The sequence below is a fragment of the Hymenobacter terrigena genome (assembly GCF_054776515.1).
In genome coordinates, this window is the sequence record NZ_BAAHBU010000004.1 from 204,764 (window position 1) to 230,762 (window position 25,999).

The window sequence follows — 25,999 nt, forward strand, 5'->3', positions numbered from 1 at the left end:
CCTCTCCATGCGACCAACCTTGAGATGTGACACAGCTTTTTTCAACAGCAAGAAGCCCTAGCACTGCGAAGTGCTGGGGCTTCCTGGTAAAAGAAAAAGTCTGGTTATTACAGGACGGATTGCCACGGCCTGCGGCCTCGCAATGACAGGCTATAGCTCGGCCGTGGCGTGCACGCCTACGGGCTCGTACTCGTCGTCGCCGTCGGTCATTTGCGGGGCGGGCACTTTGCGCACGTTGCGGGCGCAGTCCTCGTCGCGGTGGTTGCGGCCCACGGTGAACTCCACCCAGTCGCCTTCGCGCAGGTCATTGAAATCACCTTCGGTCAGGTCAGCGTAGCTGAAGAACAGGTTGTTCGGGGGCATTACCACGAAACCAAAGCCGTTTTTCAGGTTTTTGATGGTGCTCATGCCGAGCGTGCCCACGGGGCCGGCGGCGGTGGGGCCGGTGGGACGGGCCAGCTTGGGCGCGGCAGCGGTGCTGGGCGCAAAGGCAGCGGGCTCGGCCTGGTTCACGAACATGGCTTCTACCACTTCGTCCTGCTGCTGCAGGCCGCGGTCAATCACGTCGTGCATGGCCACCGGGTAGGTCACTTGCTCCAGCAGCTGCTGCGAGGCGCGCGTCACGCGGGTTTCGCCCTTGAAGTCTTCGTATTTGAAGTCCCAGTTCAGCAGCATCACGCGGGTGCCCACGGTGTTGAGCTTGCGGATGAGGGGCACGTAGTCGGAGTCGCCGGCGATGAGCACGACCACATCGAGGGTTTTGTGCAGGGCCAGTTCGAGGGCTTCGAGGCTCAGCCACACGTCGATGCCTTTTTCCTGCAGGCGGCCGTCGCGGGTTTTAAGGGCCATGTAGTGTGTCTGCACGCCCAGGTTCATCAGAATATCGTCGAGCAGGCGGTCATGGAACAGGCGGTCCTTGTCGCGGGCTTCGGTGGCCGAGAGGCGGCCGCGGAAAAAATGGGCATCGGTGATTTGCGCCAGGCGCACGTCAACGTCTTCTTCTTCAGCTACCTGATGGCGGATGTACTCGTGCAGACCTTCGAGGCTAATGCGGGCCTTGCGCTCGTGCTGGAAATAATAATAATCGCTAATTTTTAAGAAATAGTTGCCGTCATAGAAGACACCAACCCGAATCAGGGGGCTGTTCATCTGGTTCATGGGGATGCGTTAAGTAAAGTTAGAGAAGTGTTTTGAGTGGGACTAAGGGTGTGAATCAAGTAGGAATGCCGGAACCACACGCGACAAAATGCTCGTCACCCGTTCCAGCATTCAGTATAACATTAGTAGGGAAACCCCGACGAGACAGTCCGCTAATAGGCGGCAGCCGGTGGGATTAAAAGGTAGCTTAATTGATTTTAAAGAATGCCAGTTGGCGAAAACGATTGAAAACGCAGAATAATAACACGGTTCAATGCCAAATCGACCCTAATTTACCAGCATATCTGCTGCGAAGCTAACGGTCTTAGCTGACTTATGCAACAGTGCCCACAATGAAGCGGATGGCGTTTCTGGCACCGTAGGGCCATCCGGCGGAGCCGGGCCTGGCTAAAAGCCCATGTGCCCCACCACCAGCCCCAGTACCAGCAGCGCATAGCCCACGCAAATGCCCACTTCGAGCAGGTTGCCGCTGGCCGAGCCGGTGCTGATAAGCGGAACTTTAAACGGGAACTCCGAGATGGGCAAAAACCACCTCACACCCGATTTGGTGAGGGTATCGGCCACCAGATGCGAGGCGTAGCCGGTGCCCGCGTACAGGGCTACGCCGCGCCAGCCGAGGTGCTGGTCGGCGAGGTAGCCGATGTAGGTCCAGAGCGCGGTGGCCCAAATGGTGTGCGTCCAGGAGCGGTGCGCGGTGAAGGGCGCCAGCGCCACGAAGGTGCCCAGCAGACTAAGCCACAATTGCTCGGTGTAGAGGCCGGCCACCACCGTGCCCAGACCTGTGAACAGCAGCGCCAGCCGCCGCGTGGAGCCGCCCTGCATGCCCACGCCAATGAGCCCGAAGGCCAGCGCGCCGGTGTAGAACAGGCGCTGCTCGGCCCCGGGGCGCAATTGTAAGTAAGCGAAGGCCGCCAGCGCCAGAGCGCCGGCCACAAACGCCCAACGCACGTAGTTCTGGGTGAAGCCCAGGCGCTTGCTGAGACGGCTTTCGGGGTGGTCGAGGTCGGGGGCGAGGCTGGAAAAGCCGGCCAGCGCAATGCCGGCCAATGAAAACGGAATGCCCGGGGCCAGCCCGGCCACGGCCACGCCGGTGATGAGGCCGATGGCCAGGTGGGAAGAGCCGCGCATTAATTTGAGGTTGCTGGTTGCGCCAGTCATGCAGAGCGCAGCGAAGCATCTTGCTCGCCATCACTAATCCTTTTTCAGATGATTGAATTACTTGCTGCGGGCAAGATGCTTCGCTGCGCTCTGCATGACCAGAAGGCCGCGAAGCTACGGGCAGCCTAGGAAACCTTCGCCACCTTTGCCGTGTATTTACCCCGCTGCCCGACCGGAAATCTATCCGGCCGGGCTACTTCATTTGCCCTGTCCTAGCCTGATTCCTTGTGCAAGTAGCTGATTTTCTTCGTTTATATCGCCTCTCCCCCGAGCTTCAGGTGCTGGCCTCGCGCCTGCGCGAAGCCACCAAGCCCGACCCCAGCCGCCTGCGCCTACACCTGCGCGGCCTGGTAGGTAGCCAGGATGCCGTGGTGGCGTCGGCCGTGGCCCACGCCCAGCACCCGCACGTGTTCATCATGCACGACAAGGACGAGGCCGCCTATTTTCTGGCCGATTTGCAGCATTTGCTGCCGGAGGGCCCGGAAGTGCTGTTGTTCCCCAGCTCCTACAAGCGGCCGTATCAGTTCGATGAGACGGAAAACGCCAACGTGCTGATGCGCGCCGAGGCCCTGAACCGCATTAATACTACGCGGGCGGCCAGCACAACTAACAGCGTGTTTATCGTGACTTACCCCGAGGCGCTGACCGAGAAGGTAATTAACCGCCAGAGTTTGGTTAAAAACACGTTCAACGCGAAAGTGGGCGACAAGCTGGACGTGAATTTCCTGGGCGAGCTGCTGGGTGAATACGATTTTGAGAAAACGGATTTCGTGTACGAAGCGGGGCAGTACGCGGTGCGCGGCGGCATTGTCGACGTATTCAGCTACGCGAATGAATTGCCGTTTCGCCTCGAATTATTCGGCGATGAAATTGAGAGCATCCGGACCTTTAATCCGGAGACGCAATTATCGGTGGACCCGCGGCCCAGCATCAGCATTATTCCGAACGTGCAGACCAAAATGCTGACCGAAACCCGCGAGGCATTCTTTGATTTTCTGCCCCGCACGGCTTGCATCTGGATGAAAGACGTGCGCCAGACGCTGGACGTGGTGACGGAATTATTCGAAAAAGCCGAAGCAAATTTTCAGCAGATGCTGAGCGAAAGCGGCGGCATGCAAATCGTGAGCAAGCCGGGCGATTTATTTGAATCGGGCAAGAATTTCAAAAAGCTGCTCGATGAATTTGCGGTGGTGGAATTCGGCAAGCGGTTTCATTTCAAAAACGCGGATACGTTCCAATTCAGCGCCAAGCCGCAGCCGAGTTTCAACAAGGAATTCGAGCGCATGGTGAAGAATATCAAAGAAAATCAGCTGCGCAATTTCACCACCATAATTACCGCCGATACCGTGCGCCAGGCCGACCGCCTGCGCACGATATTTGACGAATTGGACAACAACGTGCAATTCCAGCATTTGCTGATGGCGCTGCGGGAAGGCTATGTGGATGAGCAACTTGAGCTGGCCGTTTACACCGACCACCAATTATTTGAGCGCTACTACCGGGCGCAGGAAGCGCGCAAATTCTCGAAGAAAAAGGCGCTGACCTTGCGCGAATTAAAAACGCTGCAACCCGGTGATTACGTGACGCACCAGGACTATGGAATTGCGCGTTTTGCGGGCCTGACGCAGGTGGAAATAAACGGGCAGATTCAGGAGGCCATTCGCCTCGTTTATCGGGACGATGACTTGCTGACGGTGAGCATTCACTCGCTGCACAAAATTGCGAAATACAGCGGCGCGGAAGGCTCGCCGCCTACAATGAGCAAGCTGGGCTCGCCGGAGTGGGAGAATAAGAAGAAGTCAGTAAAGAAGAAGGTGAAGGACATTGCGGCCGACCTTATCCGGCTGTACGCCAAGCGCAAAACCGCACCGGGCTTCGCCTTTTCGGTCGATGGCTTTTTGCAGGCCGAGCTGGAATCGAGCTTCATTTACGAGGACACGCCCGACCAGGCCAAGGCCACCGAAGACGTGAAAAACGACATGCAGCAGCCCCACCCAATGGACCGGCTGGTGTGCGGCGACGTGGGCTTTGGCAAGACGGAAGTAGCCATCCGGGCGGCATTTAAGGCCGTAGCCGATGGCAAGCAGGCGGCCGTGCTGGTGCCCACCACCATTCTGGCCATGCAGCATTACAAAACCTTCCGCGACCGGCTGGCCACGCTGCCGGTGACGGTGGAATACATCAACCGTTTCAAATCGACGAAGCAGATAAAGGAGACTTTGCAGCGCGTGGCGGAGGGCAAAACTGACATTCTCATTGGCACGCACCGGCTCACCAATAAGGACATTAAGTTTAAGGACCTTGGCATTCTGATTATTGACGAAGAGCAAAAATTCGGCGTCAAGACCAAGGACAAACTCAAGGAATTGAAGGTGAACGTGGACACGCTCACGCTTTCGGCCACGCCCATTCCGCGCACGCTGCACTTCTCGCTGATGGGCGCGCGCGACTTGAGCGTGATTGCCACGCCGCCGCCCAACCGCCAGCCGGTGAACACGGAGCTGCACGTGTATGATGAAATCCTGATTCGGGACGCGGTGGCGCGGGAGTTGAAGCGCGGCGGGCAGGTATTTTTCGTGCACAACCGCGTGAAGGACATTGAGGAAATGGCCGGCACAATTCTGCGGTTGGTGCCGGATGCCAAAATCACCTTCGCCCACGGGCAGATGGACGGCGAGATGCTGGAAAAGCGCATGATGAAGTTCGTGGAGGGCGAATACGACGTGTTGGTTTCGACCAACATCATCGAAAGCGGACTGGACATTCCCAACGCCAACACCATCATTATCAACCGCGCCCACCTGGCCGGCCTGTCAGATTTGCACCAGATGCGCGGCCGCGTGGGCCGCTCCAACCGCAAGGCGTACTGCTATTTGCTGACGCCGCCGGTGGCGCAATTGCCCGCCGATGCGCGCAAGCGCCTGAGTACATTGGAGGAGTTTTCGGACCTGGGCGCGGGCTTCAATGTGGCCATGCGCGACCTCGACATTCGCGGGGCGGGCAACTTGCTGGGCGGCGAGCAGTCGGGCTTCATCAATGACCTCGGCTACGAAACCTACCACCAGATTCTGGACGAGGCCGTGACGGAGCTCAAGGAAACCGAATTCCGCGACCTGTTTCTGGGCGATGCCAATAGCCAGCAGCGCCTGCAAATGGCGGCCGGCGCGGGCCGCGTGCAGGAGTGCAACGTGGAGACGGACCAGCAGGTACTCATCCCCGAGAAGTACGTGAGCAACGTGTCGGAGCGCCTGCAGCTCTACGCCAAGCTCGACCGCGCCCAGAAGCCGGAGGATTTGAGCAAGCTGCTGGCCAGCATGGTGGACCGCTTCGGGCCCATGCCGCCCGAGGTGGAGCAGCTGGCCGACATCGTGCGGCTGCGCTGGCAGGCTTGCAAGGTAGGCTTCCATAAAATCACCCTCAAACGCGACACGTTGAAAGGCTACCTGCCCGCCGACGACGACCACAAGGCCTACTTCCAGGGCGAGCAGTTCGGCACCATCCTCAACTACGTGCAGACGCACCCGCGCACGGCCAAGCTGAAGGAGCACAAGGCGCAGCTGGTTGTGACGTTTGAGGAAGTGCGGTCCATTCAGCAGGCCAAGCGCGTGCTGAACGAGCTGGGCAGCGAGGAAGCCGTGACGGCGTAATTTGATGGTATGAAACTCCTGCTTTTCGCTTTGCTGCTGGGGCTACTGCCGCAACTGGCGGCGGCTCAGGCCATCCTAAATCAGCCGCTGAAGCATGAGCTGGACAGCATCTACGCCGTGGACCAGAAGTGGCGGAGCCTGCTGTTTGACCCGCACCAGCGGCACCGGCCCGACTCAATGGCCCGCGCGTTGGGCGTGACGCGGGAGAGCCTGTCCACCTACGTTCCACGCCAGATGATGCGCACGGATTCGACCAATCTGGTGCGGGTGAAGCAGATTCTGAAACAGTACGGCTACCCCGGCAAGACCCTGGTGGGCGAGCCCACAAACGAAGCCGCCTGGTACGTTATTCAGCACTCCGACGACATCGACCAGTACCTGCCGCTCATCAAAAAGGCCGCCGGCAAGGGCGAATTGCCGTTTTATCTCTACGCCCAGATGCTGGACCGCCAGCTGATGCGCGACGGCAAGGCGCAGCTCTACGGCACGCAGGCTTTCGGCTACAGCGTGCTGAACCCGAAAACCGGCCAGCGCGAGGCCCTGCCCCCCTTCGTGTGGCCCATCAAAGACGCGGGCGGGGTGAATGAGCGCCGCAAAAAAGCCGGCTTCCCGACTACCGTGGAGCAGAATGCCGCTAATTTGGGCATCCGGTACCGCGTGCTGACGCTGAAAGACGTCGAAAAAATGCCCAAATAGAACCCGCTATGACTATTCGCTGGCACTGCCTTCCCTTCGAAGCCCTCCCAAGCCTGATTCTCTACGACCTGCTGCGCCTGCGCTCCGAGGTGTTTGTGGTAGAGCAAAACTGTGCTTTTCAAGACATTGACCGCCAGGACATGGATGCCCACCACCTGCTGGGCTACAACGAAGCCGGCGAGCTGGCCGCCTACGCCCGCCTTTTCGACGCAGGCAAGAGCTACGAGCAGGCCAGCATTGGCCGCGTGCTGGTGGCGCAGCCGTTTCGGCAGTACGGCCTGGGCCGCGAGCTGATGCGGCAGGCGCTGGCCTTTTCCGATGCCTTATTTGGGCGGCAGGCCAATAAAATTGGGGCGCAGCAGCATCTGGAGCGGTTTTACAACGAATTTGGCTACGAGCAGTCGGGGCCGATGTACGTAGAGGACGGCATTCCGCACATTCCGATGGTCCGGCCCGCATAGACCACTCGCCAAAATCTGCGTATTGCGCACTTTGCTATCGCCCTTATCTTTTGAGCTATGCCCACCCCTTCCGCAGACCTGCTGCCCATTTTTAGCGCCTTGCCCAGCGCCAGCTTGCTGCTTTCGCCCGAATTTGTGATTGAGGCGGCCAGCGATGCCTACCTGAAGGCGACGACCACGCAGCGCGCCGACCTGATTGGACGCTACGTGTTCGACGTATTCCCGGACAATCCCAATACTTCGGGGGCCCGCTCCGTGCGTGATGTGCGCGCTTCGCTGGAACAGGTGCTCGCGACCGGCCAGCCCCACGAGCTGCCGCTACAACCCTACGACCTGCCCGACCCCGCGCACCCCGGCCAGTTCATCGAACGCTACTGGCAAACCCGCAACGTGCCCGTGCTCGATGCGCAGGGCCGGGTGACGCACCTCATTCACGACGTCATCGACATCACGGCGCAAACCCAGGCTGCGGCCCAGCTGCACGAGTCGCGGACGCGCGAACAGGCCGCCCACGAGGCCGCGGAATGGCAGCGCGGCGAGCTGGCCCGCATTTTTGAGCAGGCCCCGGTGGCCATTGCCACCTATCGCGGCCCCAACTTCGTGATTGAGCTGGCCAACCCCAAGGTGCTGGAGCTCTGGGACCGTACGCCGGCGCAGGCTATCGGCAAGCCGCTGTTCGACTTGCTACCCGAAATTACCGGCCAGGGCTTCGACGACCTGCTGAACGAGGTGATGGCAACCGGCGTGCCCCACGTAGCCAACGAAATGCCCTCCACCATTGTCCGCAATGGCCAGCCCGAGACCGTATACTGGAATTTCGTGTACCTGCCGCTGCGCGAAGACGATGGCACCATCACGGGGGCCATGGTGGTAGCCACCGAGGTAAGCGAGCAGGTGCAGGCCCGCCAGCAAATCCAGAACCTCAACGACAAACTGGCGGCCGTGAACCGCGCCCTGCACGAGAGCAACGCCGAGCTCCTCGCAAACCAGGAAGAAGTGCTGCAAGTGCAGCAATTGCTCGAAGCGCGCGTGGGCGAGCGCACCAAGCAGCTCGAAAGTGCCCTCGCCGAAGCCGAGCAGCACCGCGCCGCCGTTGCCCAACAGCAGCGCCTGCTGAGCCAGATTCTGGGGCAGGTGCCGGCCAGCATTGCCACCCTCACCGGCCCCGAACACCGCTTTTCGTTCTTCAACGAGCACTACCAGGAACTGTCCGGCGGCCGCACCCAGCTGGGGCGCACAGTGGCCGAGGTGCTTCCGGAAGTGGTGGAGCAAGGCTTCACCGGCCTGCTCGACCAGGTGTACGCCACGGGCGTGCCCTTCCAGGGCCGCGACACACCCGCCGAACTCTACGACCCCACTACGGGCCGCCCGGAACTCCGCTACGTCGACTTCGTTTATCAGCCGCTGCGCAGCGAGCAAGGCGTTACGCTGGGCATTCTGGCCTTTATCGTGGACGTGACCGACAAAGTGCGGGCCCGCCAGCAGGCCGAGGCCCTGCAGGAGCAGCTGCGTTCCGGCACGCAGCCAATCCATTAGCAATTAGCAATTAGCAATAAAAAAGCCTCAGCAAAAGATGCTGAGGCTTTTTTACATTTATAGGGCTTTTTTGCTACACTTCGCAGCCGTCGGGGCCGCAAGCATCGCCGTCGGCCATCATGGTCAGGGCCGGTTTGGCGGGCTTGAACTCGTCGTACACCTTTTCCAGCACCTCGGCAAATAGTTCGCTGGGCTGCGCGCCCGATACCGCGTACTTGTCCTCGAACACGAAAAAGGGCACGCCGCGCACCCCAATTTGCTGGGCCTGATACTCATCAAGGCGCACCGCATTGGCGTAGGTGCCGGCCGTGAGGGCTTCGCGGCTTTCGGCGGCGTCGAGGCCCACTTCGGTGCCGAGTTTCACCAGCGTGTCGAGGTCGCCGATGTTCTGGCCTTCTAAATAGTAAGCGGCCATGAGGCGCTCCTTGGTGGCATCCTGCCGGCCGTGGTGCGCGCCGAGGTGAATGAGCTGGTGGGCCAGGAAGGTATTGGCCGGAATGGCTTTATCGAACCGGTAATTGAGCCCAACCTCCTTGGCGACGTTGGTCATGTAATCGTTCATTTTGCGGCCTTCCTCTACCGAAACGCCTTTTTTCTTGGCCAGCGACTCGTGGATGCTTTCGCCGGGAATGGGTTCGAAGTCGGGCGTGAGCTGGAAGCTGTGCCACACCACTTCCACCTCGTCGCGGTGCGCGAAGCCCTTCAGGGCGTTTTCAAACTTGCGCTTGCCGATGTAGCAGAACGGGCATACGACATCGGACCAGATTTCAACTTTCATATCGTTGGGGGTTTTGAAGCCAGGGAAGCAGCTACAAGAAACGGACGGGGCGAAAAGTTTCGGGGGTGGGCCGGGGAGGTTAGAACTGTTATTGAAAAGAAAGAATGTCATGCAGAGCGCAGCGAAGCATCTTTACCGCCCAACGCAATCAAAAGAATTACCATTGAGGTAAAGATGCTTCGCTGCGCTCTGCATGACGGCCTGACGAACGACATCCAAATCAACCCCTATTCACAACCTTCGCCCCCAAATTCCGGTTAACAACGCCGGCCCCTACGCGGCCTTTTCCCTTCTAACCGACTTCAATCCCTCATGGAATATCAAAAACTAGGTTCGTCCGATGTCTCTGTTTCGCGCATCACCTTTGGCAGCTGGGCGGCCGGCGGCTGGATGTGGGGCGGCACCGAGCAGAACGATGCCGTGGGCGCCATCCACGCCAGCTACGAGCTAGGCGTAACCAGCATCGACACCGCGCCGGTGTACGGCATGGGCCTCAGCGAGGAAATCGTGGGCGAAGCCATCAAGACGCTGCCCCGCGACAAGGTGCAAATCCTCACCAAATTCGGCATGCGCTGGGATTTGGCGCAGGGCGATTTCGCCATGAAAACCCAGGACAACAACGGCCACGACCTCGACGTGTACAAGTACGCCGGCCGCGCCAGCATCATCAAGGAATGCGAGGACAGCCTGCGTCGCCTCGGCACCGACTACATCGACCTTTACCAGCAGCACTGGCCCGACGTGACCACGCCGATTGACGAAACGATGGAGGCCGTGAGCCGCCTCATTGAACAAGGCAAAGTGCGGGCGGCGGGCGTGAGCAACTACTCGGTGGCGCAGATGCAGGAAGCCGAAAAAACGCTCAATATTGTTTCGAACCAAGTGCCCTACAGCATGGTGCGCCGCGATATTGAAGCCGACGTGGTGCCGTATTGCATTGAGCACAACAAGGCCATTCTGGTGTATAGCCCTTTGCAGCTGGGCCTGCTAACCGGCAAGATGAAGCCCGGCCAGGAGTTCGGCGAGGGCGACTTGCGCAACGGCAACCGCTTTTTCACGCCCGAAAGCGTGAAGCGCGTGAATGCCTTTCTCAACAAAATTCGCCCACTGGCCGAAACCAAAAACGCCACCCTCAGCCAGCTCGTGCTGCGCTGGACGCTGGCGCAGCCTGGCATATCGGTGGCGCTGGTGGGCGCGCGCAACCGCGAACAGGCCGTGCAGAATGCCCGCGCCATGGATTTCCAGCTCACATTTGAGGAAGTGGATTTCATCAACAAGCAGCTGCGGGAGCTGGCACTCGCCACCGCCTAACCGCCCCTGTCAAACCAAACGAGTTGCCCCCGGAACCCAATTGGGTTCCGGGGGCAACTCGTTTGGGTCAGACGCGAACTGGTTGCCTTCTGAGCTGAACCAGTTGTTATTGGAAAGCAGCGGCAGGTACATCTTTGCAGGGCTATTAACGCGCTGCCCATGCCCCTGCCCTATCGCCGCCTCGTCGTCAAAATCGGCTCCAACGTCCTCACGCAAGACAACGGCCTGCCCGACCTCGCGCGCATGGCCCACCTCGTGGACCAGATTGCGGCCCTGAAAGCCCAGGGCCGGGAAGTCGTCGTGGTGTCGTCGGGCGCGGTGGCGGCGGGGCGCAGCCTCATCACCTTGCCGGCCCAGGCCGATGCCGTGCGCAGCCGCCAGCTATTGGCCGCCGTGGGCCAGGTGAAGCTGCTGAGCACCTACGCCGAGCTGCTGGGCGCTCACGGCCTGCTCTGCGCCCAGGTGCTGGTGACGAAGGAAGATTTCCGCGACCGCCAGCACTACCTGAACATGCGCAACTGCTTCCAGGAATTGCTCCAGCAGCAGGTCATTCCCATTGTGAATGAGAACGATGTCATTTCCGTGACGGAGCTGATGTTTACCGATAACGACGAGCTGGCCAGCCTCATTGCCGCGCAGCTCGCTGCCGATGCGCTCATCATTCTCAGCAACGTGGACGGCATTTTTACCGGCGACCCGCGCCTGCCCGGCTCGGAGCTGATTCGGGAAATTGCGCCGGCCGACACGGGCTTCGACCAGTTTATCACGGCGCAGCGCTCGCAGTTTGGGCGCGGCGGCATGCTCACCAAGTGCCACATGGCACACAAGGTGGCCAAGCTGGGCATCAGCGTACACATTGCCAACGGCAAAACGGCCGGCATCCTGCCCGGCGTGCTGGCCGGCACGGCGCTCAGCACCTGGTTCCGGCCCAGCAAAACGGCCTCGGGCAAGAAGAAGTGGCTGGCCCACGCGCACAGCGCCGTAAAGGCTACCGTGCGCGTGAATGCCGGGGCTCGCGTCGCTCTGACTACGCCCGGCAAAGCCGTGAGCCTGCTGCCGGTGGGCATTCTCGCCATCGAAGGAGAATTTCAAAAAGGCGATATTGTGCAGATTGCCGATGAAGCCGGCCAGGCGCTGGGCCTCGGCATTGCCGAGTACGGCCTGGAGAAGGCCCTGGAGCGGCTGGGGCATCAGCACCAGCGCCCGCTGGTGCACTACGACTATCTGTTTTTGAACCCTGACCTTGCCTGACGTGGACCTGAGCCTGCAATTCGAAGCCACCCAGCAAGCCAGCCGCCAACTGGCTGCCTTCGCCCCCGCCGCAACCGATGCCTTGTTGCGCGACCTGGCCGATACGCTGGTGACCGAAACCAGCTTCCTGCTGGCCGAAAACGCCCGCGACTTGGCCCGCATGCCCGAAACCGACCCGCGCCACGACCGCCTACGCCTCACACCCGAGCGCCTGGCCGGCATCGCGGCCGACCTACGCACCGTGGCCGGCCTGCCCTCGCCGGTGGGAGCAATCCTCAGTGAGAAAACCCTGCCCAATGGCCTGCACCTAAGCAAAGTGCGGGTACCGCTGGGCGTGGTGGGCATCATCTACGAAGCCCGGCCCAACGTCACCATCGACAGCCTGGCGCTGTGCCTGAAAACCGGCAACGCCTGCCTGCTGAAGGGCGGCTCCGACGCCGCGTTTTCCAACGCGGCGCTGCTGGCGGTGGCCGCGCCCGTGCTGGCCCGCCACGGCCTGCCACCCGCCGTGGCCACGCTGCTGCCGCCCGAGCGCGCCGCCACGGAGGCGCTGCTCACGGCCGTGGGCTTTGTCGATGTGGTGATTCCGCGCGGCAGCCAGGCGCTCATCAACTACGTGCGGGAACATGCGCGGGTGCCTGTCATCGAAACCGGGGCCGGCGTGGTGCATACGTTCTTCGACGAAACCGGAGATTTAGCCAGCGGCGCAGCCATCATCGCCAATGCCAAAACCCGTCGCGTGAGCGTGTGCAATGCGCTGGATTGCCTGCTGATTCATGCCAACCGACTGGCCGATTTACCCGCGCTGCTGGCCCCGCTGGCAGTAGCTGAGGCTCAGCTTTTTGCCGATGCCGCTGCCTATGCCGCACTGGCCGGGCACTACCCAACGCCGCTGCTGGCCCCCGCCACACCGCAGCATTTCGGCACGGAGTTCCTCGCCTTGAAAATGGCCGTAAAAACCGTAGCCTCCCTGAATGAAGCACTGAGCCATATTGCCGAATTCGGCTCGAAGCACAGCGAAGCCATTATCTCGGAGGATGCCGCCAACCTCGAAGCCTTCCTCAATGCCGTGGACGCGGCGGCCGTGTACGCCAACGCCTCTACCGCCTTCACCGATGGCGGGCAATTTGGGCTGGGGGCCGAAATTGGCATCAGTACCCAAAAGCTGCACGCCCGCGGGCCGATGGGCCTGGAAGAACTGACGAGCTACAAGTGGCTGGTGCGCGGCACCGGGCAGGTTAGAACTACTTAACACCACCTCATGCAGCGCGCAGCGAACCGGAGGCCGACATTAGCCAGGCATGACAGTCAATAATCTCCCATGATTCCTTTCCTCACTTTCCGCGCCGTGCTGGAGCCGGGCGGCCCCAGCTTCATGCCCACCCAAACCATCGTGGTACCGGCCGAAGTGCTCGAAGCGCTGGGTGGCAAAGCTGCGAAGCGCGTTATCGTCACCATTCACGGCCACGCGCTACGGCTGGGGCTGCTGCCGCTGGAAGGCGGCGGGCGCTACCTCATGCTCAACAAAGACGTGTGCAAAGCCGTGGACATCGCGCTGGGCCAGGAGCTGGAAATCAACATCGAACCCGACCCAAACCCCGACCACGTGGACCTGCCCGACGAGCTGGCCGAAGCCCTCGCCGCCTGGCCCGAAGCCGAAACTGCCTTCCACAACTACAGCGGCGCGCACCGCCGGGCCATGGCCCGGCTGGTGGACGAAGCCAAGCAGCCCGCCACCCGCGCCCGCCGCGCCGTAACGCTGGTGGAACGACTGGGTCGCGGGCTGCATCCGTTTCGGGGCGACTGAACGCCTATCTAGCGCTTTTCGATGCGCTGCACCGCGCTGCCTACTTTCAGCACGTACAGCCCGGCGGGGATGCCCGCCAGCGAAACGTCCTGAAGCTGCCCGCCGGCCAGGGTTTCGTGCCGCAGCAGCTGGCCCGTCAGGCTCAGCAGGCGCACTTCGCAGGGTACGGCCGCCACGGTGGTCAGGTCGAGGGTGAGGCGGTCGGTGGCGGGGTTGGGGTATACGCTGATGGGCTCGTAGCCGGCTTTGCGGCTCACGGTCACGACCGGTGAGTATTCGGCGCTGCCATCCAAATCAACCTGCCGCAGGCGGTAGTAGCTCAGGCCGCCCAGCGGTGCGGCATCGGTGGCAATGTACTCCGTGGCGGTAGCCGAATTGCCATGCGCCGCCACCTCGCGCACGGCGCTGAACGCCTCGCCAGTGGCGCTGCGCTCCACCACAAACTTGGCACTGTTGCGCTCCGTGGCCGTACTCCAGCGCAGCTGTACGGTACCTTTCACAGCTTCGGCTGCGAACGAAGTGAGCTCGACGGGCAGCGGCCGCAGCGAGCAGAAAGTAGTGCTGGCACCTACGCTACCGGTTTGCGCGTCGAAGCCCGTGGCATTGCCGGAGTCACAGAAATCGAGCCGGCCCACCACGCCAAAGGCCCCCGCGTTGGAGGAATAGCCAGCGGAGGTGAAACTGCCCCGGTAGGGCGCAGCCGGCCCCGTAATTACACCGCTGCTCATGTTCGTAAAGTTGGCGGTGGTTGAAACCACGCCGGCATTGCTCACGGTGCCGTAGTTCACCAGTTGGCCCGTCACCCGGAACGTGGCTCCGCGGCTGTTGGTCAGCAGCGAGTTGGCGCTGATGTTGCCCATGCCCTGCGTCAGGGTCATGGCCCCGCTGTTGGTGATGGTGGTGTTATTGCCCATGCCCAGGGCACCGTCGAAAGTAGCCGTGGCGCCCGCGTTGTTGACAAAGCTATTGGGGCCGGTGCCGGGGAAATTGAAGCCCCGCGTCCAGGTCGCGCTGTTGTTGATGGCCAAGGCCGTACCAGGGTTGAGGTTTGCCGTCCAGGTACCGCTGAAGTGGTTGATGGTGAGGCTGCCGGAGTAGTTCAGGTCGGAGGCCGTCCAGTTGCCCCGGTTGTTGATAACGGTGGTGCCGGTGGGCGTGAGATAAGCCGTCCAGCTGCCGTTGTTGTTGATGGTACCACTGGCCAGGCCGTTAATCTGGCTGCCCCAGTTGGCGTAGTTATTAATCACGATGCCGCTGGCGGCGAACCGGTTGCCCACGTACCCGTTCCAGGTGGCATTGGTCACCGTGGCGCTGCCGTTGTTGATGGTGACCGGGGCATTCAGGGTAATGTTCTGCGACGAGACATCGCCCAGGTTGGTTATGACCGTGCCGACGGCGCCACTTTTCACCAGCACCGCCCCGGTTATGTCGCCCCCGTTGTTGATGATGGTCGTGTTGTTGCCGTCCACGGTTATTGTGCCCTCATACTTCACATTGAAGCGAATGGAGAGGCTTTCGCCGGCCCTCAGGTTGAAGTCGCTTTTCTTCTCCGAGTTGCCCACGCTATACGTCTGAGCGTGGACTTGTTCGGCAGCACCGGCTACGGCCAGCACCACCCCAACGTGCCCCAAAAGGCGAGCGCCCCGCATGAAAAAACCACGACGGGAAGTAAGTAAGGTTTGCATCATAAGGCTTAAGAAAAGATTAATAAAAATTTATTTAATCCAAACCTAAGCATAACAATTGTCTATAACTGCATCAAGAATTTATTTAAAAATGTAAATACAATTAAGAAATGTACTCTATGCTATATAGGCCATTATCCTCATTAAAAATTCATAAAAAAAGCCGCTGCATTCGCAGCGGCTTTTAAAGCAAGCGCTTGGTTGTCTTTGGGGTTAGTCTTTGAGCACAATGCTTACCACTTTGCCGGGCTCATCCACGGTGAACTTGCATTCATCGAAACCGGGTGCGGCCACGGTGGGGCGCACGTTGTTCGAGAAAGCGTAGGGCTCGGTGGGAATGCCGAGGAAGTTTTTGTCGACTTTATCGTTGTTATTCAGGTCTTGGGTGATGGCCACGGCCCATTCGCCCTTGGGCAAGTCAACGGGCAGGGTAAACTCGCTCTTGCCCATGGGCTTTACCGACTTGGAAAACGCCCATTTGCCGCTTTTCAGAAAGCCTTCGCGGGTGTTGTAGAAGTACAGCCGGACGGCGGCGGTGGTGGATACCAGCGACGAGACGACCACCGTGACGGAGGAGGTTTCGGCGGGCGGCGGGGCGGGTACGGCGGCTCCCAACAGGCTGCTGCCAATCAACAACGAGCAAAGCGATAACACATTCATAAGCGAATAATTGACAGGTGACGGGTGGACGAGGATACAGCCCCAACGCCCCTGCTTACGCAAAGGGTTCGATAATAACTGATTTCGCCCGGTTAAATCGTCTATTCGCCGACGTTATGCGGCCCTGGGCTGCAATACCGGCCAACTTATTTGTTTTCCTGCTACTATTGTGTTCCCACGCTTGCTTACTACGCTGATGACTGCCCGCCGCCTTTTTCCCCTGGCTTTGCTGATGACTTTCGCGCTGGCCAGCTGCGAAAAGGACGAAGCAGCCCTACCATCTCAGCCCACCGCGCTGCTGCAAAGCCACTGGCAGCTGACGCAGATTGACAACTTTCCGGTGGTGGCGTCCAGCTACTCCGAAACCAGCAAGGCTTACCTCGAATTTGTGGCGCTGGGCACCTGCACCGTGGGCCTGGGGCCGTGCAATAATTTCAGTGGCCGCTACAGCCTGGCGGGCGGTGGGCAGCAGCTGCACATCACGCCCCAGATTGCGACCCGCGCCGCCTGCCCCGTGCAGGACCTGGAAACGCGCTACCTCGACAACCTGGCCCTGACGGCCCGCTACGAAATCAGCGGCGACGAGCTGCGGCTGTATGATGGCACGGCACCCGCCCCGCGCCTGTTGTTTCGGCGCACGGCGCAGTAGGGCGGGCAACCTGCGGCCGGCAAAGTAGGTAAGCAGCCCAATGGTGGGCCACCGTCTGGCCCGCATCTTTACGGCCATGGAAGGGTTAACGAAAATAGACGACCTCGGCAAGCCGCGCGTGGTGATTGTGGGCGGCGGCTTCGGCGGCCTGGAGCTGGCCAAGGCCCTGGCCAATGCGCCCGTGCAGGTGGTGCTGATTGATAAGCAGAATTACCACGCCTTTCAGCCGCTGCTGTACCAGGTGGCCACGGCCGGGCTGGACGAGGGCGACATCGTGTCGCCGTTCCGCAAAATCCTGAACGGCCAGGAGAACTTCTACTTCCGGCTGGCGGAGGTTACCAGCGTTAATCCCGAGGAGCAGGTGGTGGAAACCAGCATCGGCCTCATTCGCTACGATTTTCTGGTGCTGGCCACGGGCGCGAATACCAACTACTTCGGCGATGCCGAAATGGCCAAAAACGCCGTTGCCATCAAGACCGTGGAAGATGCCCTGGAGCTGCGCAACACGGTGCTTTCTAACTTCGAGCAGGCCCTGCAGCTCGGCGATTATGAGCAGCTGAACAGCATGCTGGACTTCGTGATTGTAGGCGGCGGCCCCACGGGCGTAGAGATTGCGGGGGCGCTGAGCGAGCTGCGCACCCACGTGTTCCCGAAGGATTACCGCGAAATCGACTTCAAGGAAATGGACATCCACGTGGTGCAAAGCGGGCCAGTGCTGCTGAAGGGCATGTCGGCCAACGCCTCGGCCAAGTCGCTGGAATACCTCAAGAAGCTGGGCGTGCAGGTGTGGCTTGATACGCGGGTGAAGTCCTACGACGGCTACACCGTGACGCTCAACAACGGCCAGCAACTCATTACGCGCACCCTGATTTGGGCGGCGGGCGTGACGGGCGCACCCGTCGTGGGCCTCAACGCCGACTGCCTGCTGGCGGGCAACCGTTACCTGGTGGACGGCTACAGCCGCGTGCACGGCTACGAGAACATCTTCGCCATCGGCGACATTGCGATGATGAAAACCGAGGCCACGCCCGAGGGCCACCCCATGGTGGCGCAGCCCGCCCTGCAACAAGGCGACTGGCTGGGCCGCAACCTGAGCCGCCAGCTCAACGGCCAGCTTATGGAGCCTTTCGTGTACCACGACAAGGGCGCAATGGCCACCATCGGCCGCAACCACGCCGTGGCCGATATCAAGCTCTTCGGCCGCGAGTACCACCTCAGCGGCTTTATTGCCTGGCTGGCCTGGAGCTTCATTCACGTCATTTCGCTGGTTAGCTTCCGCAACCGCATGGCCGTGTTTCTGAACTGGAGCTGGAACTACTTCACCCAGGACAAGGGCCTGCGCTACATCATCGGCAAAACCAAGGCCCCGCTGGTGGAGCAGGACATGGAAGAGAAGGCCATCGTTTAATGGTTAATGAGTAGTGGTTAATGATTAATGGACGGCTGTCATCGTCGTTTGTCATTCTGAGCCTGCAAAGGAGGGCGGCCGCTCATTAATCATTAACCACTACTCATTAACCATTAAAAAAATGCCCCTTACCGGCACGCTCAGCATCCTCACCGATATGTTTGCGCCGGCGGTGCTGGTGTCGGCCTGCGCCTCCCTCATCCTCACCACCTCGCAGCGCCTGAGCCGCAGCGTGGAGCGGCAGCGCGAAGTAGCGCGGCTGCTCCACCATCACCAGCGCCACCAGCCCGCCCCGGAGCCCACCGAGCGCACCCACCTCCGGCTGCAATTGTCGTTTGCCATCCGGCGGGTGCGGCTGCTCCAGCAGGCCATGACGGTGCTGCACCTCACGCTGGGCGTGTTCATCGCCAGCATCCTCAGCATCGGCGTGTTCGAGCTCACCCACAGCGCGGCCACCTGGGTGGTGGCCGCGCTCAGCGTACTGGGGGCCGGGCTGCTGCTCGTGGCCAGCGTGCTGCTCATCCGCGAGTCGCGCCTCGCCCTGGCCGATGTGGCGGAAGAAACCGAGTACCTGACGCGGCTGGAGTAGCGGGGAAAGCGTTACCCTCTTCAAACACGCCAATCGCATTTCTTGCCTCACGTCCTGCCGCAGCCGAGGTAGCGCTGAAGTGCGTAGCAACTGATTTAGAAGGAGAATGAAATATTTTTTTAACTTCCCTGTCCTTCCTTATCAACTATCATTTATCAATCAATAGTCGTATGCTTTAGAGGCAGAATCAACAACAGCTAATACGCCTTCATTTTCAATACCTATTCGTATTGCATGATTAATCCGAAGGAAGCTGGGGATTTCAAATGCCTTGATAGGTTTACCATCAATAATTCTACGGCGAATTCTACACACCGAAATGAGGCTCGCACTATTTAAATTATAAGGAAACCTAGTAACTTGTGAACCATAAGTTGGGGTCAAAATCTTATTTCTCAATCGCAAAACATTCAGTATTGTAGAAACAAACCATTTATCAAGGCATTTTAGTTGCTCATCATCTGTAACCAAAGGATAATAACTCATTACTCCTTTAAAAGTAAGTTTCTTGAAATTACCCTTAATATAATTTGCCAATGCAAATTCAGTTAGGTCTCCGTAAACAAACCTCCTTATTTGGTGAATTGATGATGCAAAAGCGCCCTCATCATCATTCGAAGGGTTACATTTCGCGTTTTGCGGCTTTGTCTTTAGTGGTTCAATTAGATTTTTAAATAACAGGTGTGCTATTTGGCTCTTTATACTAATCACAGATGAATCCTTAATACTAATAAAATTATGGGATATTTTATACCCCAAAAAATCAACAGCCATTTTCTTTTTAGCTATTTCAGCAGTGTAAGCATTTGTTGACAACAAGCTGATACCGTGAGATTTTTTTGCATTGATAGCCACACCTGATGCCATACTAAAATCATGCATGACATTGAATGCATTACAAATTTTTTCATAGCTATCAGACCAAATCAAAGTATCATCAGCATAACGAGCAAACCTAACACCCAATCTTTCCAGAGAACTATCTAATTCTCCACATGCTGCATTTGCTAAAAATAATGATATTGATGTGCCCTGCGCAAAACCCCTGCCTTTTCTTGTATGCAAGAATGCTTTAATAATCAACAGTTCGGATTTTGAAATAGCCAAACTATTTTTCTCAAGCTGTTGAAATAAGAAATCATGGTTAATTGAATTAAAAAAGTCCGAAAAATCAAACTCAGCAACAAACATTCTAGGGTATTTCTTCAAATCATAGGATATGTCTTGAATTGCAAAATGTGCATTTCTATCATCTCTGTATGCGTATGAGAAGCCACTAAATCGATGTTTATTTTTACTCAGCAATTGACTAAAAACCTTTTTTGACACAGCATCATCCGGTATTTCATAAGAACTCACTAAACGAATTTTGCCGTTTCCTTTTGGAACACCTCTTACGAATGGCTCATGAGGAATATATGTATTATCCTTTAATCTTTTATAAATGGTTTTTGCCAGATATTTACTATGCTTTAATACGTAAAAAGGGTTAAAAAGCTTTGATTCATTCCATTCAGATGGTGTATGAATCTGCTTTTCGGGTGGGCTTATTAATCTGAATTCATTTTTTCTCTGCTCAACTACCATGTAGTTATGGTAAGATTGAAATTTTTCAACTTTCCGAACAGCTACCTGACGAATAAATTCCTCAAGTTCATGATAAGATTTAAATACAGTCATTGATTCTTGTTTATGAAAACAGGTGTAAAAACAAAGCCCTCATCCAAAATTTGCATTTTGAATGAGAGCTTCCGCGGACACAACTCATTAAAAGTAAGTTATCAATTAACATTCGGGCTGATAACCCTAGCGCACCACAACAGTTTTAACCCGTGCTTGAGATGTCCACTTGCCTTCTAAGACTTGAGGCAAATGTATGTATCAAAAGTTATGACTCCATTATCTTCTATTATCTTAAATTTTGATTCTCCCGAATCCTCCCTACCTTCCCGCACTCCTTTCCACCACACTCCCACCCTTAACCCCCATTCTACCCGCTGCCGCCGGGATGCTCCATTCCCCGGCCGCTGTGCTCTCCGACCCCGCTACCGTGCTTGCCAGCCCGGCGGGGAGGCTAACCACCCCGGCAATATGACATGACGTCACGGCAATGATGCTCGCCACCTCGGCAGCATGACATGACGTCACGGCACCCATGCTTGTCACCTCCGCCGCTATCATAGCCAGCTTGGCTGGCATAATAACCAGCACCGCCGCATCGTTCGCGGCGACGGCAGGCATCGTTGTCGGCCCAGCAGGCATGGTGCGGGCGGTTTCTTTCCTTGTTTTTCCAATTCCCACCATTCACCGATTACCCTCATGAATGATAAGCAACGGGCCAAGCTGGCCATGTTCCAAACCACGCTGCTGGTGCTGAAGGCCCACGCCGACACTTACGCCGCCAACAAGGCCCTCGCGGCCGCCGTGGCCACCTTCCGGACCGAAGTCGACCTCCTCGACCCCGAGCACCAGGCCCAGCGGCCCGAGTCGGGCGGCCTCACCGCCGTGAAGAAGAAAACCCGCCTGCGCGTGGCCGCGGCCGCCCACAACATCGGGGCCGCCCTCTTCGCCTTCGCCGCCGACCCCGCCCACGAAGACCTGCCCCTGCAAGCCGCCGTCGACTACACCCAGCGCACCCTGGAGCGCAAGTCCGACGCCGACCTCGTGCGCCTCGGCCGCCTCATCTTCGACAAAGGCACCGAGCACGCCAAAGACCTTATCGACCTCGACATCACCGCCCAGGACCTCACCGAGCTGCGCGACGCCCTCACCCAGTTCAAGAGCGAGCAGGCCGCCCCCCGCGCCGCCCGTTCCGAAGCCGCCGCCGATACCAAGGAGCTGGACCGCAACTTCCGCGAAGCCCAGGCCCTGCTCGCCACCCAAATCGACCGCCAGGTGGCCCGCTACGAAACCAAAGCGCCGGAATTCTTCGTGGCTTATGAGTCGGCCCGCAAGCCCAATGCCACGGCCGGCCGCCACGAGAAAACGGTGCCGGCGAAAGTTTAGGGGCGCTTTTCAGGGTAAAAACAGAACGTCCTGCCGCGCGAAGCCTCTTGCTCCGCCCGGCAGGACGTTCTACTTTCTTACTCCCCGCTCAGGAGCCCGTTTTCGCTTTCGGAAATTTCTCCAGAATGTCCTTGGCGGCTTCGGCGAACTGCTTGCCCAGGCGGGCGGGGTCGTCGACGGGGTCGGCCATGGAGCCGCGCCATACCAGGTTGTTGGTTTTGGCGTCGATGAAATCGAGCACCAGGGTGCCTTCGCGGTACTGCTCGGTGTGGGTGGTCTGGTAGTAGGCCGGCGAGTACCAGTAGCCGTAGTTCACGGGCAGCAGCGCGCCCCGGTAGCGCACCAGGTAGGGGTAGGCGTAGCCGGCCGGTGGTGGGTTGGTGACGGTGCGCTCGGCTTGCTCCACAAACAGGTGGGTGGTGAGGTAGAAATCGGGGTTGCGGTCTACCTCGCGGATGCCGCGCTTGCTCAGCTCGTCGGCAATGGCCTGGCGAATGCGGCTCTGGGCAATGGGGCTGTTGAGCAGCGGGTTTTGGTCGCCCTGGGTTTTCACCTCCGTATCGGCCCAGGCAAACGAGTGGTATTGGTTGAAATTGACGCCGGGCTGTTGTTCCACCGTCACGGCGGAAGTGCAGGCGCTGAGCCACATCAGCAGCAGCGCCCAAAGAAAGGAATGTTTCATAGCACGGGGATTGATGAACGGAAAAGCATTGCATGGGCTTACCCACCCCACCGGGTAAAGGTTATTGCCCAGCTTACTGCCTGGTGGCCTTGCCAGGGCACTTTCAGCGTCCGCCAGCCCCCGCCTCGCCACCCTCCCGGAGCCGCGTGCCCACGCGCCGCGCCGTAGCTTACGGGCCGCAAAAGCATTCCTCCCCATGGCCGACCTCACCGTTTCCTTCATCCAGACCGCGCTGCACTGGCACGATGCCGCCGCCAACCGCGCCGCCTTCGACCAATACCTCGCCCAGCAAACCATTCCCGCCGACCTCATTGTGCTGCCCGAGATGTTCACCACCGGCTTCAGCATGGATGCCGCCGCCCAGGCCGAAACCATGCAGGGCGAAACCGTGGCCTGGATGCGCCAGCGCGCCGCCGACCACAACGCCGTCATCACCGGCAGCGTCATCATTGAGGAAGACGGCAATTTTTACAACCGCCTGCTCTGGGTGCGCCCCGATGGCAGCCTGAGCTGCTACAACAAGCGCCACCTCTTCACGCTGGCCGGCGAGCAGCACACCTACACGCCAGGCCACGAGCGCCTGGTGGAGGACTGGCGCGGCTGGCGCATCTGCCCGCTGGTGTGCTACGATTTGCGCTTCCCCGTCTGGAGCCGCAACCAGCCCGCGGCGCCCTACGACCTGCTGCTCTACGTGGCCAACTGGCCCGCCGTGCGCCGCGCCGCCTGGATGACCCTGCTCCGCGCCCGCGCCATCGAAAACGTGGCCTGCGCCCTGGGCGTAAACCGCACCGGCGAGGACGGCAAAGGCCACGCCTATTCCGGCGATTCGGCCCTGCTTGATGCCAAAGGCGACTATTTGGTGGAAGCCCACAATCAGGACGGCATTTTCACCCACACCCTGAGCCGGGCCGAGCTGGATGATTTCCGCAGCAAGTTCACCGCGCTCAATGATGGCGACGCATTTGAGTTGGTTGGGTAATAACGCCCGTCATTGCGAGGTGCAGCCGAAGCAATCCGTCCTGTCAAAACCAGACACTTTCTTTTACCAGAAAGCCCCGGCACTTCGCAGTGCCGGGGCTTTCTGGTTTTGAAAAAGGCTTTATCACATCTCAGGGTTGGTCGCATCGAGAGGACGGATTGCCACGGCCTGCGGCCTCGCAATGACAGACGTTACACGGCGATGCCCACTGCCCCTACCGCACCAGCAGGCGCTGTACGGCGGCGGCTCCATCGGTTCCTTCGGCGCGCACGAGGTACACGCCGGCGGCCAGGCCAGTGAGGGTAAGCGTGTGGCGGCGCTGGGCCCCGTCGGCGGCCTGCACCACGCGGCCCGTGAGGTCGAGCACCGAAACGCGGGTGGGCAGGGCGGTTTCGACGGTGGCCGTGGCCGTGGCGGGGTTGGGGTAGATGCTCAGGGCCAGGGCGCGGGCGGCCTCGGTGCGGGTGGCCGTGACGGTGCGGTTGCGGGTGCCATAGCTCAGCACGCCGCCGGCCTCGGTGCCCACGAAGAGCTCAGGCACACCGTCGCCGTTGATATCGGCAGCAGCCAGGGCGCAGTGCGAGTAGTCGCCCAGGCCCAGGCGGGTGGGTTCGTAGAGCGCGGTGAGGGGGTTGTATTGCAAATCGGTGCGCTCGGCAAACAGGGCGGGCGGCTGGTTGCGGTAGTCAGAAAACAGGCGCAGGTAGCCGGTGGCATCGGCCGTGAGCAGGTCGGGGCGGCCGTCGCCGTCGAAGTCGGCCACGGTGGGGCTCAGGTTGGCGGGCCGGTCGCCGGAGGCGGTGCGGATGTGGCCGTAGTCGTTGTTCACCAATACAAAGGCGCTATCGAGCGGGCCCCGGCCGCGGTTGCGGAAGTAGCGCAGGGCCATGCCCGGCTCGCGCACCTCGTTGGTGCCGATGAGCAGGTCGACGTAGCCGTCGTTGTCCACGTCGGTGAAGCAGGGCATGTCGTCCTTCGTGTAGGGTATCAAACCGGTGCCGGTGGTGGCGAACTGGGGCTTAAAGTCGACCGCGTTGGCCGCGTTGAAGGCTACGGGCCGGCCAGCGGCAGCCGTGTTCAAAATGTAGTAGATGATGTTGGTGCCCCGGTCATAGGCGGAGTAGGCCAGGTCGAGGGCCCCGTCGCGGTTCAGGTCCACGAGCACGGGCTTGATGCTTTCCAGGCTCTGGGCGGCCAGACCCAGGTAGTCGCTGGTCACAAACTGGAACACCGGCCGGGCGCGGGTGCCGGCGTTGCGGTAGTAGGTGAGGTTGGCGCGGTACACGTTGTTCACGCGGTCGGCCCGGTTGCCGATGAGCATGTCCGGCAGGCCGTCGCCGTCGATATCGCCGAAGGTGGGCGCGGCGGCTTCGCTCACGTCAATCATGTCGTTTTGCAGGAAGCCGGCCGGCTGGCTGGTGTACACCGGCGCCCCGCTGGCGGCCGAGTTGGTGAAGAGCTGGATGTGGTTGCGCATGCTCACCAGGTCGGCCACGTTGTTCACCATGTTGGGCGCCACCACCAAATCCAGCTTGCCATCGAAGTTGGCGTCGAACGAATAGCCGGCCGGAAACACCGGCACCCGCGCCGGCGTGGCCGCCGACGGGAAGCTGGCACTAACGCCCGCCTGCGTTATCACCGGTACTGCCGTGGTGCCCGAATTGATTAGGCGCGCCAGCTCGGGGCAGTTGTCGCGGCCGTCGAGCAGGTCCTGGTCGCCGTCGCCGTCCAGGTCCACCAGCAGCAGGCTGTGGCCGCCGGTGTGGGTGGGCCGGGCCGCCGTGAAGCATTGCTGGCCGTTGAACTTGAATTCGGCGCAGCCGCCGCAGGCCTGGATATCGGCCCAGTGGTCGGTGGTGAGCGTGAAGGTGAGGGCGCTGCCGCAGGTGCCCGGGCTGGTATTGATGTACTGCTCGATGAACGACGAGCTGATGAAATCATACGTCATGATATCAAGCTTGCCGTCGCCGTTCACATCCTGAATGGCGGGCAGGTTGTAGCCGCCAATGGTGAGGTTGGCCGTGCCCGTGAAGCTGCCACCGAAGCGAATCTGGTTGGTGGTCAGCGAAAAGCTGGGCTGGCCGTTCACCAGCACATTGCGAAACACCCGGATTTCGCCGCCGTTGATGAAGGTGAACAAGTCGGCGCGGCCGTCGCAATCGTAGTCGCGCAGCAGGGCCCAGCCGCGGAGGTCGCTGGGGAACAAGCTTTCGTACTGCGGCGCGTACTGCCAGCGGCGGCCGTTGGGGGCCGTGGGCGCGGCCACGCTCAGGAAAGTGTAGCAGCGGCTGCTTTCGTGGTCGAAGGCGAACAGGTCCTGCTGGCCGTCGTTGTTCAGGTCGATGGAACTGAACTGGGGCGTGTTGAAGCCGCCGGCCCAGGCATTGCGGAGCGTATCGGTGCCCTGCACCACTTTGGCCGTGGCCCGGCTCTCAAACCCAAAGGCCGCACTGCCCGACTGGGCCCGGGCCACCCCGGAAAAAGCCAGCGATGCCAGCACCAACGCGTAAAAACGATTCATCAGAAAGGAAGTAGCTA

The 25,999-nt window shown here is 59.8% G+C and carries 21 protein-coding genes; 13 read left to right on the plus strand and 8 right to left on the minus strand.

Going from position 1 to position 25,999, the window contains the following annotated elements; all coding sequences use genetic code 11:
- Positions 1-150: 150 nt before the first annotated feature.
- Both ACYU7Q_RS17460 and ACYU7Q_RS17465 read right to left on the minus strand, forming a co-directional pair.
- Positions 151-1,158, minus strand: coding sequence for an NYN domain-containing protein (locus ACYU7Q_RS17460; protein ID WP_198069175.1), 1,008 nt, complete (start codon positions 1,156-1,158; stop codon positions 151-153).
- A 387-nt stretch (positions 1,159-1,545) separates the two neighbouring features.
- Positions 1,546-2,286 carry a metal-dependent hydrolase gene (locus ACYU7Q_RS17465; protein ID WP_460610705.1) on the minus strand — a complete coding sequence of 247 codons (741 nt, stop codon included), beginning with the start codon at positions 2,284-2,286 and terminating at the stop codon, positions 1,546-1,548.
- 257 nt (positions 2,287-2,543) lie between these two features.
- Here ACYU7Q_RS17465 and mfd point away from each other — a divergent pair, with 257 nt between their 5' ends.
- From mfd to ACYU7Q_RS17485, 4 genes are read left to right on the plus strand one after another with little or no spacing between them, the layout of a single operon-like run.
- Positions 2,544-5,963 carry a transcription-repair coupling factor gene (mfd, locus tag ACYU7Q_RS17470; RefSeq protein WP_460610706.1) on the plus strand — a complete coding sequence of 1,140 codons (3,420 nt, stop codon included), beginning with the start codon at positions 2,544-2,546 and terminating at the stop codon, positions 5,961-5,963.
- Positions 5,964-5,972: 9 nt separating this feature from the next.
- Positions 5,973-6,659, plus strand: a complete 687-nt coding sequence (locus tag ACYU7Q_RS17475) for a DUF6624 domain-containing protein (RefSeq protein WP_460610707.1) — start codon at positions 5,973-5,975, stop codon at positions 6,657-6,659.
- 8 nt (positions 6,660-6,667) lie between these two features.
- Positions 6,668-7,120, plus strand: coding sequence for a GNAT family N-acetyltransferase (locus ACYU7Q_RS17480; RefSeq protein ID WP_460610708.1), 453 nt, complete (start codon positions 6,668-6,670; stop codon positions 7,118-7,120).
- A gap of 57 nt (positions 7,121-7,177) precedes the next feature.
- Positions 7,178-8,656 (plus strand): PAS domain-containing protein, encoded by a 1,479-nt coding sequence (locus ACYU7Q_RS17485; RefSeq protein ID WP_460610709.1) that lies wholly within the window; start codon positions 7,178-7,180, stop codon positions 8,654-8,656.
- 73 nt (positions 8,657-8,729) lie between these two features.
- Here the strand turns inward: ACYU7Q_RS17485 and ACYU7Q_RS17490 are convergent, their stop codons facing one another.
- The gene (locus ACYU7Q_RS17490; RefSeq protein WP_460610710.1) at positions 8,730-9,434 is read right to left on the minus strand and encodes a DsbA family oxidoreductase; all 705 of its coding nucleotides are present in this window, start codon (positions 9,432-9,434) and stop codon (positions 8,730-8,732) included.
- 312 nt (positions 9,435-9,746) lie between these two features.
- Between ACYU7Q_RS17490 and ACYU7Q_RS17495 the strand changes: the two genes are divergently transcribed.
- From ACYU7Q_RS17495 to ACYU7Q_RS17510, 4 genes are all read left to right on the plus strand, one after another.
- Positions 9,747-10,745 carry an aldo/keto reductase gene (locus ACYU7Q_RS17495; protein WP_460610711.1) on the plus strand — a complete coding sequence of 333 codons (999 nt, stop codon included), beginning with the start codon at positions 9,747-9,749 and terminating at the stop codon, positions 10,743-10,745.
- A gap of 159 nt (positions 10,746-10,904) precedes the next feature.
- A complete protein-coding gene (gene proB, locus ACYU7Q_RS17500; protein ID WP_460610712.1) occupies positions 10,905-11,996 on the plus strand; it encodes a glutamate 5-kinase in 1,092 nt (363 codons plus the stop codon).
- Position 11,997: 1 nt separating this feature from the next.
- Positions 11,998-13,248 carry a glutamate-5-semialdehyde dehydrogenase gene (locus ACYU7Q_RS17505; protein ID WP_460611084.1) on the plus strand — a complete coding sequence of 417 codons (1,251 nt, stop codon included), beginning with the start codon at positions 11,998-12,000 and terminating at the stop codon, positions 13,246-13,248.
- A gap of 69 nt (positions 13,249-13,317) precedes the next feature.
- Complete coding sequence (locus tag ACYU7Q_RS17510) at positions 13,318-13,803, plus strand: YdeI/OmpD-associated family protein (protein ID WP_460610713.1); 486 nt, start codon at positions 13,318-13,320, stop codon at positions 13,801-13,803.
- Positions 13,804-13,811: 8 nt separating this feature from the next.
- Here ACYU7Q_RS17510 and ACYU7Q_RS17515 read toward each other — a convergent pair whose 3' ends face one another.
- Together ACYU7Q_RS17515 and ACYU7Q_RS17520 are read right to left on the minus strand one after the other, a co-directional pair.
- Positions 13,812-15,491 (minus strand): T9SS type A sorting domain-containing protein, encoded by a 1,680-nt coding sequence (locus tag ACYU7Q_RS17515; RefSeq protein WP_460610714.1) that lies wholly within the window; start codon positions 15,489-15,491, stop codon positions 13,812-13,814.
- 210 nt (positions 15,492-15,701) lie between these two features.
- Positions 15,702-16,148 (minus strand): DUF2141 domain-containing protein, encoded by a 447-nt coding sequence (locus tag ACYU7Q_RS17520; RefSeq protein ID WP_460610715.1) that lies wholly within the window; start codon positions 16,146-16,148, stop codon positions 15,702-15,704.
- 196 nt (positions 16,149-16,344) lie between these two features.
- Here ACYU7Q_RS17520 and ACYU7Q_RS17525 point away from each other — a divergent pair, with 196 nt between their 5' ends.
- The 3 genes from ACYU7Q_RS17525 (at position 16,345) to ACYU7Q_RS17535 (ending at position 18,794) form a co-directional block, all read left to right on the plus strand.
- Positions 16,345-16,797, plus strand: coding sequence for an META domain-containing protein (locus tag ACYU7Q_RS17525; RefSeq protein WP_460610716.1), 453 nt, complete (start codon positions 16,345-16,347; stop codon positions 16,795-16,797).
- 76 nt (positions 16,798-16,873) lie between these two features.
- Positions 16,874-18,205: an NAD(P)/FAD-dependent oxidoreductase gene (locus ACYU7Q_RS17530; RefSeq protein WP_460610717.1), complete on the plus strand. Its 1,332-nt coding sequence runs from the start codon at positions 16,874-16,876 to the stop codon at positions 18,203-18,205.
- A gap of 121 nt (positions 18,206-18,326) precedes the next feature.
- Complete coding sequence (locus ACYU7Q_RS17535; protein WP_460610718.1) at positions 18,327-18,794, plus strand: DUF2721 domain-containing protein; 468 nt, start codon at positions 18,327-18,329, stop codon at positions 18,792-18,794.
- A 159-nt stretch (positions 18,795-18,953) separates the two neighbouring features.
- Here ACYU7Q_RS17535 and ACYU7Q_RS17540 read toward each other — a convergent pair whose 3' ends face one another.
- Positions 18,954-20,474: a reverse transcriptase domain-containing protein gene (locus ACYU7Q_RS17540; RefSeq protein ID WP_460610719.1), complete on the minus strand. Its 1,521-nt coding sequence runs from the start codon at positions 20,472-20,474 to the stop codon at positions 18,954-18,956.
- 639 nt (positions 20,475-21,113) lie between these two features.
- Between ACYU7Q_RS17540 and ACYU7Q_RS17545 the strand changes: the two genes are divergently transcribed.
- A complete protein-coding gene (locus ACYU7Q_RS17545; protein ID WP_460610720.1) occupies positions 21,114-21,800 on the plus strand; it encodes a hypothetical protein in 687 nt (228 codons plus the stop codon).
- Positions 21,801-21,888: 88 nt separating this feature from the next.
- Here ACYU7Q_RS17545 and ACYU7Q_RS17550 read toward each other — a convergent pair whose 3' ends face one another.
- Positions 21,889-22,482 carry a DUF4136 domain-containing protein gene (locus ACYU7Q_RS17550; RefSeq protein ID WP_460610721.1) on the minus strand — a complete coding sequence of 198 codons (594 nt, stop codon included), beginning with the start codon at positions 22,480-22,482 and terminating at the stop codon, positions 21,889-21,891.
- A 196-nt stretch (positions 22,483-22,678) separates the two neighbouring features.
- On the opposite strand from ACYU7Q_RS17550, the gene ACYU7Q_RS17555 reads away from it, so the two are divergent.
- Complete coding sequence (locus ACYU7Q_RS17555; RefSeq protein WP_460610722.1) at positions 22,679-23,461, plus strand: nitrilase family protein; 783 nt, start codon at positions 22,679-22,681, stop codon at positions 23,459-23,461.
- Positions 23,462-23,675: 214 nt separating this feature from the next.
- Here the strand turns inward: ACYU7Q_RS17555 and ACYU7Q_RS17560 are convergent, their stop codons facing one another.
- Complete coding sequence (locus tag ACYU7Q_RS17560; protein ID WP_460610723.1) at positions 23,676-25,982, minus strand: T9SS type A sorting domain-containing protein; 2,307 nt, start codon at positions 25,980-25,982, stop codon at positions 23,676-23,678.
- Positions 25,983-25,999 lie beyond the last annotated feature (17 nt).

Excerpts from the sequence above, each read along its gene's own strand:
- ACYU7Q_RS17460 (WP_198069175.1), bottom strand. The coding sequence starts at position 1,158 with ATGAACCAGATGAACAGCCCCCTGATTCGGGTTGGTGTCTTCTATGAC.
- ACYU7Q_RS17465 (WP_460610705.1), bottom strand. The coding sequence starts at position 2,286 with ATGCGCGGCTCTTCCCACCTGGCCATCGGCCTCATCACCGGCGTGGCC.
- ACYU7Q_RS17475 (WP_460610707.1), top strand. The coding sequence starts at position 5,973 with ATGAAACTCCTGCTTTTCGCTTTGCTGCTGGGGCTACTGCCGCAACTG.
- ACYU7Q_RS17480 (WP_460610708.1), top strand. The coding sequence starts at position 6,668 with ATGACTATTCGCTGGCACTGCCTTCCCTTCGAAGCCCTCCCAAGCCTG.
- ACYU7Q_RS17485 (WP_460610709.1), top strand. The coding sequence starts at position 7,178 with ATGCCCACCCCTTCCGCAGACCTGCTGCCCATTTTTAGCGCCTTGCCC.
- ACYU7Q_RS17490 (WP_460610710.1), bottom strand. The coding sequence starts at position 9,434 with ATGAAAGTTGAAATCTGGTCCGATGTCGTATGCCCGTTCTGCTACATC.
- ACYU7Q_RS17495 (WP_460610711.1), top strand. The coding sequence starts at position 9,747 with ATGGAATATCAAAAACTAGGTTCGTCCGATGTCTCTGTTTCGCGCATC.
- proB (WP_460610712.1), top strand. The coding sequence starts at position 10,905 with ATGCCCCTGCCCTATCGCCGCCTCGTCGTCAAAATCGGCTCCAACGTC.
- ACYU7Q_RS17510 (WP_460610713.1), top strand. The coding sequence starts at position 13,318 with ATGATTCCTTTCCTCACTTTCCGCGCCGTGCTGGAGCCGGGCGGCCCC.
- ACYU7Q_RS17515 (WP_460610714.1), bottom strand. The coding sequence starts at position 15,491 with ATGATGCAAACCTTACTTACTTCCCGTCGTGGTTTTTTCATGCGGGGC.
- ACYU7Q_RS17520 (WP_460610715.1), bottom strand. The coding sequence starts at position 16,148 with ATGAATGTGTTATCGCTTTGCTCGTTGTTGATTGGCAGCAGCCTGTTG.
- ACYU7Q_RS17525 (WP_460610716.1), top strand. The coding sequence starts at position 16,345 with ATGACTGCCCGCCGCCTTTTTCCCCTGGCTTTGCTGATGACTTTCGCG.
- ACYU7Q_RS17530 (WP_460610717.1), top strand. The coding sequence starts at position 16,874 with ATGGAAGGGTTAACGAAAATAGACGACCTCGGCAAGCCGCGCGTGGTG.
- ACYU7Q_RS17535 (WP_460610718.1), top strand. The coding sequence starts at position 18,327 with ATGCCCCTTACCGGCACGCTCAGCATCCTCACCGATATGTTTGCGCCG.
- ACYU7Q_RS17540 (WP_460610719.1), bottom strand. The coding sequence starts at position 20,474 with ATGACTGTATTTAAATCTTATCATGAACTTGAGGAATTTATTCGTCAG.
- ACYU7Q_RS17545 (WP_460610720.1), top strand. The coding sequence starts at position 21,114 with ATGAATGATAAGCAACGGGCCAAGCTGGCCATGTTCCAAACCACGCTG.
- ACYU7Q_RS17550 (WP_460610721.1), bottom strand. The coding sequence starts at position 22,482 with ATGAAACATTCCTTTCTTTGGGCGCTGCTGCTGATGTGGCTCAGCGCC.
- ACYU7Q_RS17555 (WP_460610722.1), top strand. The coding sequence starts at position 22,679 with ATGGCCGACCTCACCGTTTCCTTCATCCAGACCGCGCTGCACTGGCAC.
- ACYU7Q_RS17560 (WP_460610723.1), bottom strand. The coding sequence starts at position 25,982 with ATGAATCGTTTTTACGCGTTGGTGCTGGCATCGCTGGCTTTTTCCGGG.